General features: G+C 70.7%; 17 protein-coding genes and 1 pseudogene. 9 read left to right on the top strand and 9 right to left on the bottom strand.

Annotated features, from left to right (window positions below; genetic code table 11):
- Positions 1-525: 525 nt before the first annotated feature.
- The 4 genes from KXC43_RS12640 to KXC43_RS12625 all read right to left on the bottom strand — a co-directional run bounded on the left by KXC43_RS12640 (position 526) and on the right by KXC43_RS12625 (position 3,443).
- Positions 526-714 carry a hypothetical protein gene (locus KXC43_RS12640; RefSeq protein ID WP_221376198.1) on the bottom strand — a complete coding sequence of 63 codons (189 nt, stop codon included), beginning with the start codon at positions 712-714 and terminating at the stop codon, positions 526-528.
- A 130-nt stretch (positions 715-844) separates the two neighbouring features.
- Positions 845-1,903, bottom strand: coding sequence for an anthranilate phosphoribosyltransferase (trpD, locus tag KXC43_RS12635; protein ID WP_221376197.1), 1,059 nt, complete (start codon positions 1,901-1,903; stop codon positions 845-847).
- Positions 1,904-1,942: 39 nt separating this feature from the next.
- Entirely contained in the window at positions 1,943-2,380 is a 438-nt protein-coding gene (locus KXC43_RS12630; protein WP_221376196.1) for a hypothetical protein, read from the bottom strand.
- 85 nt (positions 2,381-2,465) lie between these two features.
- Positions 2,466-3,443 carry a cytochrome c oxidase assembly protein gene (locus KXC43_RS12625; RefSeq protein ID WP_221376306.1) on the bottom strand — a complete coding sequence of 326 codons (978 nt, stop codon included), beginning with the start codon at positions 3,441-3,443 and terminating at the stop codon, positions 2,466-2,468.
- A gap of 126 nt (positions 3,444-3,569) precedes the next feature.
- On the opposite strand from KXC43_RS12625, the gene ctaE reads away from it, so the two are divergent.
- The 5 genes from ctaE (at position 3,570) to KXC43_RS12600 (ending at position 8,184) form a co-directional block, all read left to right on the top strand.
- Complete coding sequence (gene ctaE / locus KXC43_RS12620; RefSeq protein WP_221376195.1) at positions 3,570-4,169, top strand: aa3-type cytochrome oxidase subunit III; 600 nt, start codon at positions 3,570-3,572, stop codon at positions 4,167-4,169.
- Positions 4,170-4,220: 51 nt separating this feature from the next.
- Positions 4,221-5,069 (top strand): cytochrome bc1 complex diheme cytochrome c subunit, encoded by an 849-nt coding sequence (qcrC, locus tag KXC43_RS12615; RefSeq protein ID WP_221376194.1) that lies wholly within the window; start codon positions 4,221-4,223, stop codon positions 5,067-5,069.
- A complete protein-coding gene (gene qcrA, locus KXC43_RS12610) occupies positions 5,066-6,172 on the top strand; it encodes a cytochrome bc1 complex Rieske iron-sulfur subunit (RefSeq protein ID WP_221376193.1) in 1,107 nt (368 codons plus the stop codon). Before qcrC ends, qcrA begins: the two co-directional genes overlap by 4 nt.
- Complete coding sequence (gene qcrB, locus KXC43_RS12605; protein WP_221376192.1) at positions 6,169-7,785, top strand: cytochrome bc1 complex cytochrome b subunit; 1,617 nt, start codon at positions 6,169-6,171, stop codon at positions 7,783-7,785. Before qcrA ends, qcrB begins: the two co-directional genes overlap by 4 nt.
- 111 nt (positions 7,786-7,896) lie before the next feature.
- Positions 7,897-8,184, top strand: a complete 288-nt coding sequence (locus KXC43_RS12600; RefSeq protein ID WP_133872359.1) for an Lrp/AsnC family transcriptional regulator — start codon at positions 7,897-7,899, stop codon at positions 8,182-8,184.
- 231 nt (positions 8,185-8,415) lie between these two features.
- Here KXC43_RS12600 and KXC43_RS12595 read toward each other — a convergent pair.
- The 5 genes and pseudogenes from KXC43_RS12595 to KXC43_RS12575 all read right to left on the bottom strand — a co-directional run.
- Positions 8,416-8,826: pseudogene (locus KXC43_RS12595) on the bottom strand (YybH family protein); the annotation flags it as partial.
- 412 nt (positions 8,827-9,238) lie between these two features.
- A complete protein-coding gene (locus tag KXC43_RS12590; protein ID WP_221376190.1) occupies positions 9,239-10,072 on the bottom strand; it encodes a nucleotidyltransferase family protein in 834 nt (277 codons plus the stop codon).
- Positions 10,069-10,581 (bottom strand): NUDIX domain-containing protein, encoded by a 513-nt coding sequence (locus KXC43_RS12585; protein ID WP_221376305.1) that lies wholly within the window; start codon positions 10,579-10,581, stop codon positions 10,069-10,071. Before KXC43_RS12585 ends, KXC43_RS12590 begins: the two co-directional genes overlap by 4 nt.
- A gap of 136 nt (positions 10,582-10,717) precedes the next feature.
- Positions 10,718-12,508: a RelA/SpoT family protein gene (locus KXC43_RS12580; RefSeq protein ID WP_221376189.1), complete on the bottom strand. Its 1,791-nt coding sequence runs from the start codon at positions 12,506-12,508 to the stop codon at positions 10,718-10,720.
- Positions 12,509-12,616: 108 nt separating this feature from the next.
- Positions 12,617-14,416, bottom strand: coding sequence for a DEDD exonuclease domain-containing protein (locus tag KXC43_RS12575; protein WP_221376188.1), 1,800 nt, complete (start codon positions 14,414-14,416; stop codon positions 12,617-12,619).
- 104 nt (positions 14,417-14,520) lie between these two features.
- Here KXC43_RS12575 and KXC43_RS12570 point away from each other — a divergent pair, with 104 nt between their 5' ends.
- The 4 genes from KXC43_RS12570 to KXC43_RS12555 all read left to right on the top strand — a co-directional run bounded on the left by KXC43_RS12570 (position 14,521) and on the right by KXC43_RS12555 (position 18,648).
- Positions 14,521-15,891: an NYN domain-containing protein gene (locus KXC43_RS12570; protein WP_221376187.1), complete on the top strand. Its 1,371-nt coding sequence runs from the start codon at positions 14,521-14,523 to the stop codon at positions 15,889-15,891.
- A gap of 107 nt (positions 15,892-15,998) precedes the next feature.
- Entirely contained in the window at positions 15,999-16,220 is a 222-nt protein-coding gene (locus tag KXC43_RS12565; RefSeq protein ID WP_221376186.1) for a hypothetical protein, read from the top strand.
- A 47-nt stretch (positions 16,221-16,267) separates the two neighbouring features.
- Positions 16,268-17,521 (top strand): M48 family metallopeptidase, encoded by a 1,254-nt coding sequence (locus tag KXC43_RS12560; RefSeq protein WP_221376185.1) that lies wholly within the window; start codon positions 16,268-16,270, stop codon positions 17,519-17,521.
- Entirely contained in the window at positions 17,521-18,648 is a 1,128-nt protein-coding gene (locus tag KXC43_RS12555; protein ID WP_221376184.1) for a glycosyltransferase family 4 protein, read from the top strand. The genes KXC43_RS12560 and KXC43_RS12555 overlap by 1 nt, the downstream gene beginning before the upstream one ends.
- Positions 18,649-18,659: the final 11 nt, after the last annotated feature.

Here is an 18,659-nt window from a genome sequence, read left to right as displayed (position 1 = left end):
GCCTTTCAGTGGGGGCGGTGGGCCCCGGGTGGCTCACTGGCTACGTGCGCACGGCAATTTGGCTCGCGGCGCGGTGGCTCTTCAGTGGCGGCGGTGGGCCCCGGGTGGCTCACTGGCTACGTGCGCACGTGATTTTCGCTCGCGTGCAGTGTGAGCAACCTAAGAACACTTCTCTCCCGTGCGCCCGTCACCAGTGAGCTGCCGGGGCGGTCGCCGTCAATGAGCAGGCACCCGGTTTCCTGACGCCGCGGGGTTTGCGGTGGCAGGAAACCGGGTGCCTGCTCATTGACCTAAAGGCGACCGCCCCACGCGGAGCGAAGCGGAGCCAGCAAGCTCAGCAGCCGTACCCACCCAGCTCAGCCAACGTCAGTCACATGTGCAGCACTCAGCTCAGCCAAGTCAGTTACGTGCCCGCCCGGCTCAGCCAAGTCAGTTACGTGCCCGCCCAGCTCAGCCAACGTCAGTCACGCACCCACCGAGCTCAGCCAAGTCAACTACTTCACCCGCTCAGCTCACCCAAGGTCACTACGCAGCGGCGCGCCTTTGCTGTGGGGCTATGCGGTGGGGCGGGGTGGGGTGGCCGAGCCACAAGTGGGCGACGATCGGGGCGACGACCTCGGCGGCGCCGCAGCGGGTGCAAACGAGCTCTTCCGCCGGGACCTCGAACATCATGTCGCCGTCGCAGATGACGCAGCGTGGTTCTCGATCGGACACGGGTGGCTCCTCTCTTCGCCGGAAGGTGGATTACCCGAAACTGATTCCGACGCTGCCACGTGTTTGGGGCATTTGGGAGTATTGGGCCCGGCGTGTCCGCTGTGACTTTGCCCAACCTCGGAGTCGGCGCCTATTCGGCTGCTTTGGCCTGTTGGGCCGCGTCCACCCAGCGGGCCAGCAGAGCCGTCGCGGCCCCGGAATCGATCGTCTCCTGGGCTCGGGCTATTCCGGCCCGCAGCGTGTCTCTCAGGTCGCCGGGGAAGCCACTCTGAGCGGCGAGGGCGGCCGCCACGTTGAGCACGACGGCGTCGCGCACCGGGCCGGGCTCGCCGGCGAACGTGCGATGGGCCACGTCGGCGTTGAACGCCGCGTCGCCACCGCGCAGGGCGGCCGGCTCGCTGCGGGGCAGGCCGAGGTCGACGGCGTCGATCAGGTGCTCCTCGACCTTGCCGTCGCTGGCCTGCCAGACCCGGGTAGGTGCGCCCGTGGTGAACTCGTCGAGCCCGTCCTCGCCCCGCATGACCAGCGCCGAGTCGCCGCGGGCGGCGAACACCGCCGCCATCACGGGCGCCATCCGCTGGTCGAAGCAGCCGACCGCGGCGGCGGTGGGCCGGGCCGGGTTGGTCAGCGGGCCCAGGACGTTGAAGAACGTGGGCACGCCGAGCTCGCGACGTGTGACCGCGGCGTGCCGCATGCCGGGGTGGTAGCGGGCGGCGAAGCAGAAGCCGATGCCGGCGCCGGTCACCGTGCTCACCACGCCCTCGGGGCCGAGGTCGAGCGGGATGCCGAAGTGCTCGAGCAGGTCGGCAGTGCCGGTCGTCGAGGAGGCCGACCTGTTGCCGTGTTTGACCACCGTCACACCCGAGGCGGCTGTGATGATCGCCGCCATCGTCGAGATGTTCACGGTGTTGGCCCGGTCGCCGCCCGTGCCGACGACGTCGACCGCGCGGGTGCGGACCTCTTCGGGCAGCTCGACCCGGGCGGCGTTGGCCAGCATGGCCTCGACCAGCCCGGCCAGCTCGTCGGGCGTCTCGCCCTTGGCCCGTAGCGCGATCGCGAAACCGGCGATCTGGGCCGGGGTGGCGTTGCCCGTCATGATCTCGCCCATGGCCCAGGCGGTGTCGGCTGTCCCGAGTTCCTCGCCGCGCAGCAGGGCGCTCGTCAGATTCGGCCAGGTGCGTGCGCCCATGGCGGGGCCCTTTCGGGGATGCGGGTCAGTGGGTGCGGGTCAGGGGATCTGGCCGAGCGTGCCCAGCGGGATGGCGCCGTTGCGGCGGGCCCGGAGCATCGCGGCCACCGTCTGCCCGGTGGTGACCGGGTCGAGCGGCATGACCAGGGTCTGGTCGACCTGGGCGTAGGCGGCCAGCCAGCGGTCGGCGGCGCGCGCCAGGACCACGCACACCGGCGGCGGAGTGGCGTACTCGTCCTTGGTCTGCCGGGCGATGCCCAGGCCGCCGGCCGGGGACGCCTCGCCGTCGAGCACCATCAGGTCGATCTCGTACTTGTCGAGCAGGTCGCGGCAGTCCTCCCAGGTGGAGGCGTCGGCGAACTCGACCCGGAGGTCGGCGGCCGGACGCACGCCGATGGCCTGCCGGATGCGGTCACGCACAGCGGCGTCGTCGCTGTAGAGGAGGACCGTGTACTGAGTGACCTGCGCATCGCTCATTTGTTGTGCCTCGGCTCACGTTGCTACTCAGGGATTCTTGGGCTTACTCGGCTGGTACGGCGCCCGCCGATCGTAACGGAACTCACTACGGAGTGTCGGACCCCGGTACGCGGGTGTCGGCGGGTGCTCCGTTTGTGATCTTGGCAGCATCCTCGCGGGCCTGCTCGGCGGCCTCCTCGGCCTCCTGCCGGTCCAGGGCGCGGTCGATCCGGCGGGCCTCGCGTTCGGACTGGCGCACCCACTGCAGGATCAGGATGCCGAGCATCGTGACGCTGACGATCTCGCCCCCGGCCCACAGGATGCCGCCCGCCGTGACCTGGTCGGCCTTGGGATCGGTCCAGCTCAGGCCGAGGCTGTTGTAGTAGTCGCCGGCCAGCAGCGTCGAGCTCTGCATGATCGTCAGGCCGAGCACGGTGTGGAACGGCACCGACAGCACCATGAGCAGCGCGCGGCCGGGGTAGGGCCAGCGGTTGGGCAGCGGGTCGAGCCCCAGCAGCGGCCAGAAGAAGAGGCAGCCGGTGACGATGAAGTGGATGTGGATGAACTCGTGCAGCCACGAGTGCAGCAGCGTCTGCCGGTAGAGGTCGGTGAAGTACAGGACGAACGGGTTGGCCACGAAGATGCCGAACGCGACCAGCGGGAACGTCAGGACGCGGGCGACCCGGCTGTGCAGCACCGCGAGCACCTGGCGGCGGGCGGGGACGGGCAGCGTACGCAGGGCCAGCGTGACCGGGGCGCCGAGCGCGAGGAAGATCGGGCCCACCATGGACAGCACCATGTGCTGGACCATGTGCACCGAGAGCAGCGTGGTGTCGTACGCCTCGATGCCGGTGACCGTCACCGACGCGATCGAGCCCAGTCCACCGACGACGAACGCCACCGTCCGGCCCACCGGCCAGACGTCGCCCCGTTGCCGCAGCCGGTAGACGCCGTAACCGTAGAGCGCGGCCGCTACCAGCAGGAACAAGGCGACCAGGCTGCCCAGGTGGATCTCGGTGAAGATCGCGCCCGGGCTGAACGGCGGAAGAACAGTATCCCCGCTCGCGGCGGCGAGTGTGGGCATTTCGGCTAGGTGCACCACCCGAGGCTAGGCCCATCCGGTGGCGGCCAGTAATTCCGGGCTGCAACTCGTGCCTGAATTCGACCCCCCGCAGCACGTTGCACTGATCGCGGGGCAATAATGAGCCTCGTGACAGCGGCCTCAGCCATCGACAAGAGCCGGATCCACTCGCTGACGCGACCGAACATGGTCAGCGTCGGGACGATCGTGTGGCTCTCCAGCGAGCTCATGTTCTTCGCGGCACTGTTCGCGATGTACTTCTCGATCCGCGCGGCGGCGCCCGAGCAGTGGGAGGAGCACACCCAGCATCTCGAGATCCCGTACGCGACGACGTTCACGGTGATCCTGGTGCTCTCCTCGGTCACGTGCCAGCTCGGCGTGTTCGCGGCGGAGAAGGGTGATGTGTTCGCGCTGCGGCGCTGGTTCACCATCACCTTCGTGATGGGCCTGATCTTCGTGCTCGGGCAGGCGAACGAGTACCGCAACCTCGTCCACGAGGGCATCAAGCTCAACGGCGACGGTTACGGCTCGATGTTCTACCTGACGACGGGCTTCCACGGCCTGCACGTCACCGGCGGTCTGATCGCCTTCATCGTCTACATGATCCGTACGACCATGGGTAGGTTCACCCCGGCGCAGGCCACCTCGGCGATCGTCGTGTCGTACTACTGGCACTTCGTGGACATCGTGTGGATCGCGCTGTTCGCCATGATCTATTGGCTGCAGTAGACCCCGCCTTCGTCCATGAGCAACAGGTCTAAACGCAGAGGGATACAACCCATGACTTCTGACACCCCCGCCCGCCGGCGCCTCCGGGTGTTCTCCCGGCGGCGCGGCGTGCCGAGCCGGGCGCGCCGGCGTCTAGGCGCGGCGGTGCGCATGCTCGCCGCCCTGGCGCTTGCCGGCGGCGTCTACACCGCCTTCGCTCCGGGCGCGTTCGCCGACGAGCCGAAGCAGCTCTCCGCCACCGCGCAAGAGGGCAAGCAGCTGTACGACAACAGCTGCATCTCCTGCCACGGCCGCGACGGCCAGGGTGTCGAGGACCGCGGTCCCAGCCTGATCGGCGTGGGTTCGGCGTCGGTCGAGTTCCAGGTGGGCACCGGCCGCATGCCGATGACCCGCCAGGAGGCGCAGGCCGAGCAGAAGAAGCCGCAGTTCGACAAGAACCAGGTCAAGCAGCTCGGCCAGTACATCCAGGAGCTGGGTGGAGGCCCCCAGCTGCCCGCCGGTGAACTGGTCGAGAACCTCGAGGACAACCCCGAGGCGATCGCCCGCGGCGGCGAGCTGTTCCGGGTCAACTGCACCTCGTGCCACGGCTTCGGCGGTGGCGGCGGCGCGCTGTCCTCGGGCAAGTTCGCTCCGGCCCTGCACGACGCCACGCCCGAAGAGATGTACGCGGCGATGCTGAGCGGCCCGCAGAACATGCCGGTCTTCGGTGACAACCAGCTCACGCCGGAAGAGAAGCGCGAGATCATCACCTACATCACCCTGCAGCTGCAGGAGGACAAGGACCCGGGCGGTCTGTTCAACCTGGGCCGCTACGGTCCGTCGACCGAGGGCGTCGCGATCTTCCTCGTCGGCATCACGCTTCTGGTCTTCACGTCGCTGTGGATTGCGGGGAAGTCATGACCACGCTGCATCACGACGCGCCCGACGCTCCCGAGCCGGTGGACGTCGACGACCCGAGGCTCAGCCGCTTCGAGATCGTGAAGGAGGGACTGCGCCGCGACGAGATCGAACTCGTCACCTACGAGTCGCAGTTCCAGGGCACGAACTCGAAGGCCGAGAAGCGCGTCGTCCGCAACATCGCGCTCCTGTTCATCATCGCGGGCCTGGCCGCGTTCGCCTTCCTCGGCTTCTACATCTTCTGGCCGTGGCGGTTCGAGCTCGGGCACACGATGGGCGACTACTTCACCCCGCTGCTCGGCATCACGCTCGGCATCTCGCTGTTCGCGATCGGCTTCGCGATCCTGGCCTGGGCCAAGAAGCTGCTGCCGCACGAGGTGTCGATCCAGGCCCGGCACGACGGCGCGTCGCCCACCGACGAGCAGAAGATCACCGGCCAGACCATGGTCTTCGTCGGTGACGAGCTCAACCAGGGTGTCCAGCGCCGGCCGCTGCTCAAGGGCGCGATCGGCTTCGGCCTGGCGCCGATCGGCCTGGTCGCCGCGGCCCCGCTGATCGGCGGCCTGATCGAGAACCCGCACAAGGCGGATCAGCCCGACCTGTTCACGACCGGCTTCAGCCCGGTCAAGAACGGCGGCAACCTGGTGCGGCTCACGCGTGACGACGGCACTCCGATCCGGCCCGAGGACGTGAGCACCGGCGGCCAGATGACGGTCTTCCCCGGCGTCCCGCACGGCGCGACCAACGAATACGCCGACTCGCCGACCCTGCTGATCCACCTGCGGGCCGACGACGCGGAGGAGACGCGGAACAATGCCGCCGCCGACCGCCGCAACGCCGGGTCGATGTGGGGCAACTACGTCGCGTACTCCAAGATCTGCACCCACGCCGGTTGCCCGGCTAGCCTTTACGAACAGCAGACGAACCGCCTGCTGTGCCCCTGCCACCAGTCGCAGTTCCTCATCACCCGGAACGCGCAGCCCATCTTCGGTCCCGCCACCCGGCGGCTGCCGATGCTGCCGCTCGGGGTGGACGAGGAGGGCTACTTCGTGGCAACGTCCGACTTCAAGGACACCGTCGGACCTGACTTCTGGGAGCGGCCGTGAAGCGCCGAACAGGCAAAGCTGATCTTCAACAGGCGCCGGTCACCTTCGCCAAGGGCGTAGACGAGCGGTTCCAGGCCTCTACGCCCCTGCGCGCCCTGCTCAACAAGGTCTTCCCCGACCACTGGTCCTTCCTGCTGGGTGAGATCGCGCTCTTCTCGTTCATCATCCTGCTGCTCACGGGCGTCTTCCTGACCCTGTTCTTCGACCCGTCGATGACAGAGACCGCCTACCAGGGCGCCTATCCGGCCCTGCGCGGCACGGAGATGTCTCAGGCGTACGCGTCGTCGCTGCACCTCTCGTTCGAGGTGCGCGGTGGTCTGTTCATGCGCCAGATGCACCACTGGGCGGCGCTGCTGTTCATGGCGGCGATCGTTGTGCACATGGCGCGCATCTTCTTCACCGGCGCATACCGCAAGCCGCGCGAGATCAACTGGGTCATCGGCATGGCCCTGTTCCTGCTCGGCTTCCTGGCCGGGTTCACCGGCTACTCGCTTCCCGACGACGGCCTGTCCGGCACCGGTCTGCGCATCGCCTCGGCGATCATGCTGTCGATCCCGGTGGTCGGCACGTGGGTCTCGGCCTCGATCTTCGGCGGCGAGTTCCCGGGCCACCTGATCATCGGCCGGTTCTACATCGCGCACGTGCTGCTCATCCCGGGTGGTCTGCTCGCCCTGATCAGCGTCCACCTGGGCCTGGTCTTCAAGCAGAAGCACACCCAGTGGCCCGGCCCGATGCGCACGAACACCAACGTGGTCGGCGAGCGCATGTTCCCGCGTTACGCGCTCAAGCAGGGCGGCTTCTTCATGGCCGTCTTCGGCACGGTGGCGCTGCTGGCCGGCCTGTTCCAGATCAACCCGATCTGGCTGTTCGGCCCGTACCGCGCCGCTGAGGTCTCCTCGGCGTCGCAGCCCGACTGGTACGTCATGTTCATGGACGGCCTGGTCCGGCTCATGCCGAACTGGCAGATCTACATCGGCGACTACAGCATCCCGCCGCTGTTCTGGCCGGCAGTCGTGGGCCTGGGCTTCTTCACCACCGCGCCGATGGCGTGGCCGTGGCTCGAGGCCCGCAAGACCGGCGACAAGCGCATCCACAACCTGCTGGAGCGCCCGCGCGACAACCCGGAGCGCACCGGCATCGGCGCGATGGCGTTCACGTTCTTCATCGTGGCCACCATCTCCGGCGCCAACGACGTCATCGCCGACAAGTTCCACATCAGCCTCAACGCGATGACCTGGGGCGGCCGGATCGGGCTGATCGTCCTGCCCGCCCTGGCCTACTACCTCTCGGTACGCATCTGCCTGGGTCTCCAGCAGCACGACCGCGAGGTCCTGGCCCACGGCGTCGAGACGGGCATCATCCGGCGCCTGCCCAACGGGCAGTTCGTCGAGGTCCACCAGCCGCTCGGCCCGGTCGACGACCACGGCCACCCGCTCCCGCTCGAGTACGGCGGCTGGGTCGTCCCCAAGAAGATGAACCGGGTCGGTGCCCTGGGCCCGGCGGTCAAGGGCTTCTTCTACCCGGTCGAGAAGCCGTCCGAGGCTCCGGTCTCGCCCGGTATGCCGCCGGTCAGCGGCGACACCCGCGAAGAGATCACTTCCGGCCGGAAGTAACACACAGCACGACGAGGGGCCCGCTTCGGCGGGCCCCTTTTCGTTCACCGGCGCCGCCCGGCGGATAGCATGGTCGCGACCACTGAGCCCGCACAGCCGAGGAGCCCGCAGGTGAACACCGCGATCGTGCACATCGACTGCGCCACCGACTCGATCCCCGAGGTGGCCGAGGCGCTGGCGGCCCTCGACGGCGTCAGCGAGGTCTACTCGGTCGCCGGCAACGTCGACCTGATCGCGATCGTCCGCGTCGCCAAGTTCGACGACATCGCCGAGGTCATCGCCGGCAAGATCTCCAAGACGCCGGGCGTGCTCAACACGGAGTCGCACATCGCGTTCCGCGCCTACTCCAAGCACGACCTCGAGGACGCCTTCGCGATCGGCCTCCCAGACGCCGACTGAGCGTCCGGTCCCACCAGCCACATCTCCGCTCCGGATGACGGGAGCGCCCGGGGTAACCGACTCAGCGTCGGTTCCGCCGGCCACACCTCTGCTCCGGATGACGGGATTGCCGTGGGGGTAACCGACTGAGCGTCGGCTCCACCGGCCACACCTCTGCTCCGGAAGGCGCGATCGCCCGGGGTGGCACTGTAGTTCGGTGAGCCGCCGGGTGGCGTAGGAGCGCCTCTACCCCCCGGCCGTGATCGGGAACGAGTGATGCTCGTGCGTCACGAGCCATCGGCCGTCCTGCTTGCGCAGTCCTACGGTGAGCCGCAGGCGGCGGTCGGGGTGTGCGGCCAGCTCGGCGGGCTCGCCGCAGCGTAGGAGGGCGTGAGCGAAGGCCACGTCGGTGCTCGCGGTGATCTCCAGCCGCACGATCTCGAACACGGCTCCCGACTCGATCCACCGGAAGAACGGCGGCCAGGTCTCCCGGTACGCGTCGATGCCACGCACCCCGTCCTGCGGCGGCGGCACGTCGAACATCACGATGTCGTCGGCATGCCCGGCCACGACGCCGGGCAGGTCCCCGGCCCGGATGGCGGCCGCCCACCCCTCGATCAGATCGCCGATGAGCTTCTCGTCTTCTCGTTGCTGCTCAACCATGAGTGTCGTCTCCCTTCACCCGGTAAGACCGCCCACGATCGCCGAATTCATCGCCGTTGCCCGGCCGACCCGCCGGAGACGTTCATTCCCGGGATTCGCTTCGCCGGCGAGCGGGAGGCCCTCGCGCCGGTTGGGTGGCCGGTCTGCGCGCCGGTCTGCGCGCCGGGTGAGCGAGGCCCGCGTGCCGGTTGGGTGGCCGGTCTGCGCGCCGGGTGAGCGAGGCCCGCGTGCCGGTTGTGCGGCCGGTCTGCGCGCCGGTCTGCGCGCCGGGTGAGCGAGGCCCGCGTGCCGGTTGGGCGGCTGGTCGGCGTGCTGGGTGGGCGGCTGGTCCGCACACTGGGAGCGGCAGGGCGGCGGACCGGGTGCGGGATCGGTGGACGGAAGCCGGCAGCGGCTCGCCCGGGCGCGGGGGTCAGACGTGGACGGTGAGGTCTCCGGGGGCGCGCACGGTGCTCGTGAGGGACTCGGTGGCGTCGACCCGGGCGCCGGGCCAGATGACGCAGCGGGTGACGTTGCCGGCCACGTGGGCTCGGGCGCCGACCACCGAGTTGGTGACGGTGCCGGTGACCTCGGCGGTGTGGTCCACGAGGGAATCGCCCTGAGTGGCCTGCAGGTTGGCCAGGAGATAGTCGGCCGGGGTGCCGGTGTCGATGTAGACGCCCTCGTAGTTGACCAGCTCGAGCGTGCCCTCCGCCTCGGCCGGGCGCCAGACTGTTCGTACGAGATCGCTCTGTTCGGTGGAGAGGTCGCGGATGTAGCGCCAGGGCAGCAGCGAGAAACCGGTGAAACGGCGGCCGCTGAAGCCGCCCGTGGTGCCGGGCAGGGTGGGCTTGGTGAGCATGCGGACGGTCTCGCCGTCCCAGCCGTCGAGCAGCGCGGCGATGTCCTTGCCGGGCTCGCGGGCGGGATCGGCCAGATAGGCGTCGGCGTTGCCGACGAGCGCGCCGCGGCCGTCGATCCAGGACTTCAAGCGCCCCACGCCGCCGGAGGTGCCGACCGGGCCGTCGGGCTCGACCGAGAGGTGGGCGCGGTCGCCGACGTGCCGCACCACCTGATCGGCCAGGTAGGCAGCGTTGACGGCCACCGAGTCGGGCCCGGCGAGGCCCAGGCCGGCCAGGCGGGCCAACGCCCGGTCGAGCAGGGCGACGTTGCCGACCGGGCAGAGGGCCTTCGGCAACAGCTCGGTCAGCGGCCGCAACCGCTGCCCCTCCCCGGCTGCCAGCACCACCCCGGCGACGGTCGTCACGGTTGGTCCCCGTCAGCCCTCGTGACGGTTTCCGGCCCAGCGTTGGGCTCAGCTGCGGGCTGGGGGGTGGAGGGCTCGGGGGCCAGGTCGTAGCAGGCGAGGAGCTTGATCGTGTTGGCGGTCAGGCGGGGGAGGTCGTCGACGGGGAACCAGCCCACGTCGACGATCTCGCCGCCGTCGATGTCGAGGGTGGCCTGGGCGGCGGCGACCGTGCCGAAGAAGACGGTGTCGACCACGCCCACGGGGTGGACGATCGCGTTGGGGACGCCGGGGGTCAGGTCGTCGGGGGAGATGCGGACGCCCGTCTCCTCGAACAGTTCGCGGGCGGCGCCGACGGCCGGCTCCTCGTGGCGTTTCAGCAGGCCCGCGGGCAGGCTCCAGCCGGCCTTGGAGGGCTGGCGCAGCAGCAGCAGGTTGCCGGACTCCGAGTCGCGGATCACGGCGACGGCGCCGACCAGGTATTTCGGGGCGACCAGAATCACGACCGCTCGGCGCAGCGAGCTGGGCATGCGATAAAACGCCTGATATGCGTACGCGCGCACTCGCCGAGGAAAACTCACGTGAGCAAGGCTAGCGGGCGCCGCAGCCGCCTCCGAAGTGGCGTACGTCTGTCCGGCTGATCGCGCGGGGCCGCGGCGCGATCGGTCAGTCGGGATGATCGACGAGGGCGATGAGCTGTTCGACCACCGTGTCCGGCTCGAGGGTGCGTTCACACACCGCGACCAGCATGGTTTCGAGATCGGGATAGCCCAGCTCCTCGGCCAGGCGGCGCAGCGGCACCTCGCTGGCCAGGCCCCGGTCGTGCTTGCGCAGGGTCAGCCCGATCGTGGCGCGGCCCAGGCGCACCTTGTCGGCGATGCTGATGCCGGGCTCGTTCTTCTCGTCGAAGTACTTGTTGATCTGGAGCTGGGCCTGGCTCGATTTCACGAAGCCGAGCCACTCCCGGCGCGGGCCGCGAGGAGCGTTCGTCTCCACCTCGACATGGCCGTCGGTCTCGGAGAAGATCTCGACCACGTCGCCGTCGCGGAGCTGCGAGCTGAGCGGGGCCAGCCGGCCGTTGATCGTCGCGGCCAGACACTGGTCGCCCTTCTGCGGGCTGAGCTCGTAGGCCAGGTCGACCGGGGTGGAGCCGCTGGGCAGCTCGCACGCGTGCCCGTGGGCGAAGACCGTGATCTGGCCCTCGGAGAGGTCGCAGCGCAGCGAGGCGAGGAACTGGGCGGCGTCGGTCGTGTCCTGCTGCCAGTCGAGCACCCGCTTCAACCAGGTCAGCTGGTCGGCGCCCGAGGCCTCGGCGGTTTCCGCGTACTTGGGATATCGGTAGGTCGTGGCGACGCCGTATTCCGAGTAGCGGTGCATCGCCCGGGTGCGGATCAGCACCTCGACCAGGCGGCCGTCGGGGCCGGTGACGGTGGTGTGCAGGGAGCGGTAGAGGTTGTTCTTGGGGGAGGCGATGAAGTCCTTGAATCGGCCCGCCACGGGCCGCCACTGGCCGTGGATCGCGCCGAGCGCGGCGTAACAGTCGGTCTCGGGGCCGTCGACCACGACCGCGATGCGGGGCAGGTCGAACGGGACGGCGTGGCCGCCGGCGACCGTGTCTTTCCAGATCGAGTAGTAGTGCCGCGGCCGGGGCGTGACCTCGGCTGCCACCCGCTGGCGGCGCAGCGCAGTACGGGCCCGGGAAGTGACCTCGCCGAGATAGTCGTCCCAGCCGGGGCGGTTCTTCACGTGCTCGTCGATGCGCGCGTAGGAGTCGGGCTCGAGGTGGAAGAGCACCACGTCGTCGAGGTCGCGCTTGAGGGCCTGGATGCCGAGCCGATCGCACAGCGGGACGAGCACGTCGAGCGTGGCGGTGGCGATGCGGGCGCGGGAGGCGGGGGAGCGGGCGTCCAGCGTGCGCATGTTGTGCAGCCGGTCGGCCAGCTTGATGACCAGGACGCGGACGTCCTTGCCGGCGGCCACGATCATCTTGCGGATCGTCTCGGCCTCGGCCGCCTTGCCGTAGAACGCCTTGTCGAACTTGGTCACCCCGTCGACGAGGTGGGTCACCTCGGGGCCGAAGTCGCCGTGCAGGGCCTCGAGCGTGTAGCTCGTGTCTTCCACCGTGTCGTGGAGCAGGGCGGCGACCAGGGTGGTCGTGTCCATGCCGAGCTCGGCGCAGATCTGGGCCACGGCCAGCGGGTGGGTGATGTAGGGCTCGCCCGACTTGCGCATCTGGCCGCGGTGCATGTTCTCGGCGATCGCGTAGCTGCGTCGCAGGACGCCCGCGTCGGCCGACGGATGCACGTTGCGGTGGGCGCGCGTCAGCGTCGTCACTGGATCGTCATCGTTGCCGGGCAGGCTGAGGAAGGAGCGGAGACGCTGTGTGAGCGACATCTCGCGCTCGGGGGTCGGCAGGGCACGTCCAAGGGCGGCGCCGTGGCCGGCGTCGACGTCCACTGGACACCCCCTCACCACTGGGCCAGCGGCGCTCGCGCGGGGGACCGCGGGAACCGGTGGCCAAAACGTCGTGAAGCCCCGCGAACCAGGCCCGGGATTCCACTTGCCTTACAGCCTAAGCGAGCGAGCGTCATCCGAACGGTCAGTTACCGATGAGCGAACGGACGAGTCTTTACCCGAAGCGGCCGCCTCGGCCCGGTTGAGCAGGGAAGTGAACCGCGCCGCGCCACGAACCGGTGACACCCAGTCGCCGGATGTTTCCACCAGCCGGGTGTCGGCGAGTTCGAGCCAGGCCAGGATCCGCTCCGTCTCCTCGGCCGAGGCGGCCGGGACCGGGCCTCGTCCGGGAAGGACTGTCTCGGCCGTCAGGCGCACTGCCTCGAGGGTCGGCCGGGGGTGCTCGCGGGGCGGCGAGGTGGCCGCGGCGGCGAGCCGGCCGTGCCGGACGACGACGATCTCCCATCCGCCGATGCCGTCGCGCCGGGCCGCGACGATTTCGGCCAGCCTGGTCATGGCGGTCAGCCGCTGCATGCGCACAGTGGCCCGGAGCAGGGCGATCAGGCGGGACCTCAGCACCGCCGCCTCTTCGTAGCGGCGTTTGCCGGAGAGCGTGTCGATGCGGTCCATCAGGGCGTCGACCACCTGGGACGGATCGCCGTCGAGAGCGGAACGGAACGGCAGCGCGGCCGTCGCCTCGTACGCCTCGGGGGTGATCTTGTGTTCGCAGGGGGCGGGGCAGCGGCCCAGCTCGGCGAGGGCGCACGCCGGGGTGGGGGTGCGCACCGAGAGCTTGTGGCTGCACTGGCGCAGGGGCACGGCGTCGTAGACCCCGGCCGCGGCCAGTTCGGCCGTCTTGCGCGACGAGAACGGCCCCAGATAGGCCGCGCCGTCGTCGGCCAGCGTGCGGACCACCGACAGCCGGGGATAGGCCTCGGCGGTGAGCTTGAGCCAGACGACACGTTCGGGGTATTTGGACCGGCGGTTGTAGGGCGGGGAGTGGGCCGCGATCAGCCGCAGCTCGCGCACCTCGGCCTCGAGCGGGTGGGCGCACTCGAGCGCCTCGACCCGGGTGGCGGCCCCGAGCATCTCGGAGATGCGCGCCCGCTTCTCGCTGGCGGTGAAGTAGCTGCGTACGCGGGTGGCGATGTCTTTCGACTTGCCCACGTAGAGCGCGCGCCCGTCGCCCGCCCGGAACACGTAGACCCCGGGGACGTGGGGCAGGCCGTCGGCGAGGTGGCGCTGGCGGCGTTGGGTGGGGGTGACCGCCTTGGCGAACTCGATCGCGTCGCCCACCGTGTGGACCCGGAAGCTGCCCAGCCGCTCGATCAGGCCGTGCAGCACGTCGACCGTGGCCCGGGCGTCGTCGAGCGCGCGGTGGGTGGGCTGGACGGTGGCGTGGAAGAACTGGGCGAGCGTGCCGAGCTTGCGGTTGGGCACCTCGTCTCGGGTCAGCGCGCGGCGGGCGACGGCGGCCGTGTCGAGCACGCGGGGGTTGGGCCAGGTGTAGCCGTGCCGGGCGCAGGCCGCCTTGAGGAAGCCGACGTCGTAGGGCGCGTTGTGAGCCACCAGCACCGAGCCGCGCAGGAACTCGAGCAGGCTGGGCAGCACCGTCTCGATCGGCGGGGCGGGGGCCAGCATCGCCTCGGTGATGCCGGTCAGGACGGTGATGAAGGGCGGTAGCCGCTCACCCGGGTTGACCAGGGTCGCGAAGACGCCGAGCTCCTCACCGCCGCGCACCTTGACCGCCCCGATCTCGGTGATGCCGGCGCCGTCGGCCGCACCGCCGGTCGTCTCGAGGTCGAGCACCACGAAAGTGGTGTCGGCGAGGGAGAGCGCCGCCGGGTCGACGGACCCGTCAGCGCTGAGAAGCGTGTCCAGAGTGCCCTGGACATATGCCGGTTGTGCCACGGCGGGGAGATTAGAGCGGGGGTACGACAAGAACGCGCGCGGCGCCGGAAAAGATCACTTGCTTCGACAAGCATTTCTCCGGCCCACGGTGGGAGAATGGGGAGATGTCCGAGCTCCTGCCACCTGGCGACCGCCCCGATCAGGAGGCGGCCGTTTCGGATGGGGAGTTCGCACCCGAACCGGTGCTGCCCGAACCGGTCCGCCAGCGGATCACCGTGCTGGCCGCCGCCGCGCTGCCCGGCCTGCCGGCCGACGAGATTCCGGCGCAGATGCGCAAGGTCGCCCGTTTCGCCCCCAATCGCCGGGCCCGGCTCGGCGGGCGTGAGATCGCCGCCCAGCTGGCCGCCGACCCGCTGTTCCGCCAGCGCATCAGCGGCCGGGTCGTGACCGACACGGGTGACCTGGGCGCCGCGGTGGCCTCCGGCATGGCCCCGGCCGCGGCCGACCCGGTCGAGGTGGCTGCCCTGGCCTACCTGGCCCGTCCCGAGGGCTGGCGCGAGCTGGTCGACGCGGCGGGCCACGCTGTGCTGGCCGAGGCCGACAGCGCCGCCAGCGCCGCCCAGCTGCGTGACGCCGAGCAGCGGGCCGCCCGGGCCGAGCACGACCGGGCCGTGGCCAAGGTCGAGGCCGACAAGCTGCGTGACGAGCTGGCGCGCGTCCGCGAAGAGCTCGGCCAGCTGCGGGAGGAGTCGCGCGCCACCGCCAAGGCCCTGCGCGAGGCGCAAGCCGCCCAGAAACGCGCGAGCGACCTGCTGGCCACGGAGAAGGGGCGCGCGTCGCGCATCGCGGCCGACCACGATGCCGAGGTACGCCGTTTGAAGACCCGCCTCGCCGAGGCCGAGGCGCTGGCGGCCACGGGCAAGGCGGCGGCCAAGGACGCCCGCGCCGCCGACGACGCCCGGTTGTGGCTGCTGATCGAGACGATCGGCCAGGCCGCGTCCGGGCTGCGCCGCGAGCTGGCGCTCAACCCGGCCGACAAGATGCCGGCCGACTACGTGGCCGACGCCTCGGCCGACCGTCCCGGCACGCCCGAGCGCTCGCAGGCCCGCGCCCAGGACACGGACGACCCCGGCCGGCTCGACCAGCTGCTCGCCCTGCCCCGGGCGCACCTGATCGTCGACGGCTACAACGTCACCAAGCGCGGCTTCGCCGAGATGTCGCTCGAGCAGCAGCGCAAGCGCCTCGTGACCGGTCTCGGCGGCATCGCGGCCCAGACCGGTGACGAGGTGACCGTGGTCTTCGACGGCGCCGAGCGGGTGCACGGCCTGCCGCCGGCGCCGCGCGGCGTCCGGGTGCTGTTCTCCCGCAAGGGCGACACCGCCGACGAGCTGATCCGCCAGCTGGTGCGGGGCGAGCCGGCGGGGCGCCCGATCGTGGTCATCTCATCCGACCGTGAGGTTGCCGACGGCGTCCGCCGCCACGGTGCGTACCCGATGGGCGCCGATTCGCTACTGCGCCGCCTATCACGGTCCTGAGCTGCGGTTTCCTGTTTTTGTCATACCCCACCCCTAGCGTGATGGTTACCGATGGTGGTCGGCCCGCGACTTCTGACGTCGTGCCCGCCACCCGGGGAGGAGGAGTGATGATCATCGACTGCGGTCGCTGCGACCAGAGGTCTGCCGAATGCAAGGGCTGCCTGGTCGGAGCGCTGATGAACACCCCCGACGGCATCGCCGACCTGACCCCTGGCGAGCTGCGCGCGATCGAGGTGTTCGAGCTGGCCGGCTTCGAGGTCGAGCTGCTCGAGACGCCCGACCCGCCCGTGGTGGTCCCCATGTACCCGCGAGGGCGTCACGTGGCGTGATCACGAGTCTCTAGGATGGGCGGTCACGGTGCGTTGGGGAGGTGGGCATGAATCGACTCTGGGCGGCCGGCACGCTGGCGGTCCTGCTGGTCGCGCTGGCCGTGGTGGCCTACCTGATGATCCCGTGGCACCGTCCGCCCGCCCCGCGCCCCGACCAGATCGACGCCCTGCGCCAGCTCCCGGCCGACAAGGTGGCCCGCGCCCGCGAGTTCCGCTCCGAGCTGCGCCCCGGCAGCTACGCGTCGATGGTTATGGGGCTCGTCATCGCCCTGGTCATCGGTCTCACCCCGGTCGGCGCGTGGCTGGTCACCCAGGCCGGTCGCCCGTTCGGCGGACACTGGCTGGCCCAGGCCGTTCTCGGCGGCTTCGCGGTGGTCCTGGTGGCCGAGGTGGTCACGCTGCCGCTCGCCGCCTGGCGGCACACGATCGTCGTCCGCTACGGCATCTCCACCCAGTCCTGGGGCGCGTGGTCGGTCGACCTGCTGAAGTCGTTCGCGGTCAGCGCCGTGATCGGCGGATTGGCGCTCGCCGGCTTCTACACGGTCACGCACTTCGCGCCGCGCTGGTGGTGGGCTTTCGGCGCGGCCGGGGCGGCGGGGCTGGTGGTGCTGCTGTCGTTCGTGCTGCCGGTGCTGGTCGAGCCGGTCTTCAACAAGTTCACCCCCATGGCCGACGGTCCCCTGCGTACGGAATTGATCGAGCTGGCCGCCCGTGACGGCGTCCCGGTGAAAGACGTGCTGGTGGCCGACGCGTCCCGGCGCACCAAGGCCGTCAACGCGTACGTCTCCGGTCTCGGCCCGACCCGGCGCATCGTCGTCTACGACACGATGCTCACCGAGGCCGAGCCGGCCGAGGTCGTGTCGGTGGCCGCCCACGAGCTCGGCCACGCCAAGGACGGCGACGTCTGGACCGGCACGATCCTCGGCGCCCTGGGCACGGCGGCCGCGGTGATCGCGCTCTTCCTGCTCGGATCCTGGGGCTGGCTGCTCGACCGGGCCGGGGTCGGCTCCATCGGCGAGCCGAGGGCCATCGGCCTGCTCATCGCCCTGGTCACGCTGGCCGGCCTGGCCGCCGGCCCGGCCCAGGCCTTCGTGTCCCGGCGCATCGAGGCCCGGGCCGACGAGCACGCGCTCGTCCTCACCGGTGACCCGGCGACGTTCGAGGCCATGCAGCGCCGCCTCGGCACGGTGAACCTCTCCGACCCCGATCCGCCCGCCTGGGAGCACGCATTGTTCGCCTCACACCCGTCCACGGTGGAACGCATGGCCGCCGCTCGCGCCTTCGCCCGGGCCGCCCGCTGATGGGCCGCACGCTGCTGGTCACCAACGACTTCCCGCCCCGCCCGGGCGGCATCCAGCAGTTCGTCCACAACCTGGCCCTGCGCCAGCCGGCCGGGTCGCTCGTCGTCTACGCCTCCACCTGGCGCGGCGCCCCGGCCTTCGACGCCGAACAGCCCTTCGAAGTGGTCCGCGAGCAGACCGGCGTCCTGCTGCCGACGCCGGCGGTCGCCCGCCGTGCCGCCGACGTCGCGCGCGCCCACGGGTGCGACAGCGTCTGGTTCGGGGCCGCGGCGCCGCTGGGCCTGCTGGCCGAGGGTCTGCGCCGGCGGGCCGGCGTCGAGCGGGCGGTGTCGCTCACCCACGGCCACGAGATCGGCTGGGCCGCGCTGCCCGGCGCCCGCACGCTGCTGCGCCGCATCGCCCGCGGCAACGACGTGATCACCTACCTGGGCGAATACCAGCGCAGCCGGCTCGACCGGGCCCTGCACGGCCTCACCACGCTCGAACGCCTGGCCCCCGGCGTCGACGTCGACGCCTTCCACCCGGGCGTCGACGGCAGCGACGTCCGCGCCCGCCACGGCCTGACCGGCCGCCCGGTGATTGTCTGCGTTTCCCGGCTGGTGCCCCGCAAGGGCCAGGACATGCTGATCCGCGCCCTGCCCACGATCCGCCGCCGCGTCCCCGGCGCCGCGTTGCTGCTGGTGAGCGGCGGCCCCTACCGCGAGAAGCTGGCCCGCCTGGCCCGCGAGAGCGGCGTGGAACGCGACGTCGTCTTCACCGGCTCGGTCCCGTGGCCCGAGCTTCCGGCCCACTACGCGGCCGGCGACGTCTATGCCATGCCGTGCCGCACGCGGGCCGCCGGTCTGGACGTTGAAGGCCTCGGCATCGTCTACCTCGAGGCGTCGGCCACCGGCCTGCCCGTTGTCGGCGGCGATTCCGGCGGCGCTCCCGACGCCGTCCGCGAGGGCGAGACGGGCTACGTGGTCGGCGGCACCGACGTCGAGGCGATCGCCGCCCGCATCACCGACCTGCTGACCGACCAGGCCAAGGCCAAGGCAATGGGCGCCGCCGGCCGGGCGTGGGTCGAACAGGAGTGGCGCTGGGAGAACCAGGCCACCCGCCTGACAAAGCTCCTCACCATCCCCTAAGACGGATGGTG

Origin of the sequence: Paractinoplanes polyasparticus (genome assembly GCF_019710575.1) — a bacterium.
GTDB classification, from domain to species: Bacteria; Actinomycetota; Actinomycetes; order Mycobacteriales; family Micromonosporaceae; genus Actinoplanes; species Actinoplanes polyasparticus.
This window is presented reverse-complemented; position numbering and strand designations above follow the sequence as displayed.

Bases quoted from the DNA above. Each gene is read 5' to 3' on its own strand.
- qcrC (WP_221376194.1), top strand. From the start codon at position 4,221: ATGACTTCTGACACCCCCGCCCGCCGGCGCCTCCGGGTGTTCTCCCGG.
- KXC43_RS12565 (WP_221376186.1), top strand. From the start codon at position 15,999: ATGATCATCGACTGCGGTCGCTGCGACCAGAGGTCTGCCGAATGCAAG.
- KXC43_RS12570 (WP_221376187.1), top strand. From the start codon at position 14,521: ATGTCCGAGCTCCTGCCACCTGGCGACCGCCCCGATCAGGAGGCGGCC.
- qcrA (WP_221376193.1), top strand. From the start codon at position 5,066: ATGACCACGCTGCATCACGACGCGCCCGACGCTCCCGAGCCGGTGGAC.
- KXC43_RS12555 (WP_221376184.1), top strand. From the start codon at position 17,521: ATGGGCCGCACGCTGCTGGTCACCAACGACTTCCCGCCCCGCCCGGGC.
- KXC43_RS12560 (WP_221376185.1), top strand. From the start codon at position 16,268: ATGAATCGACTCTGGGCGGCCGGCACGCTGGCGGTCCTGCTGGTCGCG.
- KXC43_RS12630 (WP_221376196.1), bottom strand. From the start codon at position 2,380: ATGAGCGATGCGCAGGTCACTCAGTACACGGTCCTCCTCTACAGCGAC.
- KXC43_RS12625 (WP_221376306.1), bottom strand. From the start codon at position 3,443: ATGCCCACACTCGCCGCCGCGAGCGGGGATACTGTTCTTCCGCCGTTC.
- KXC43_RS12585 (WP_221376305.1), bottom strand. From the start codon at position 10,581: ATGCCCAGCTCGCTGCGCCGAGCGGTCGTGATTCTGGTCGCCCCGAAA.
- trpD (WP_221376197.1), bottom strand. From the start codon at position 1,903: ATGGGCGCACGCACCTGGCCGAATCTGACGAGCGCCCTGCTGCGCGGC.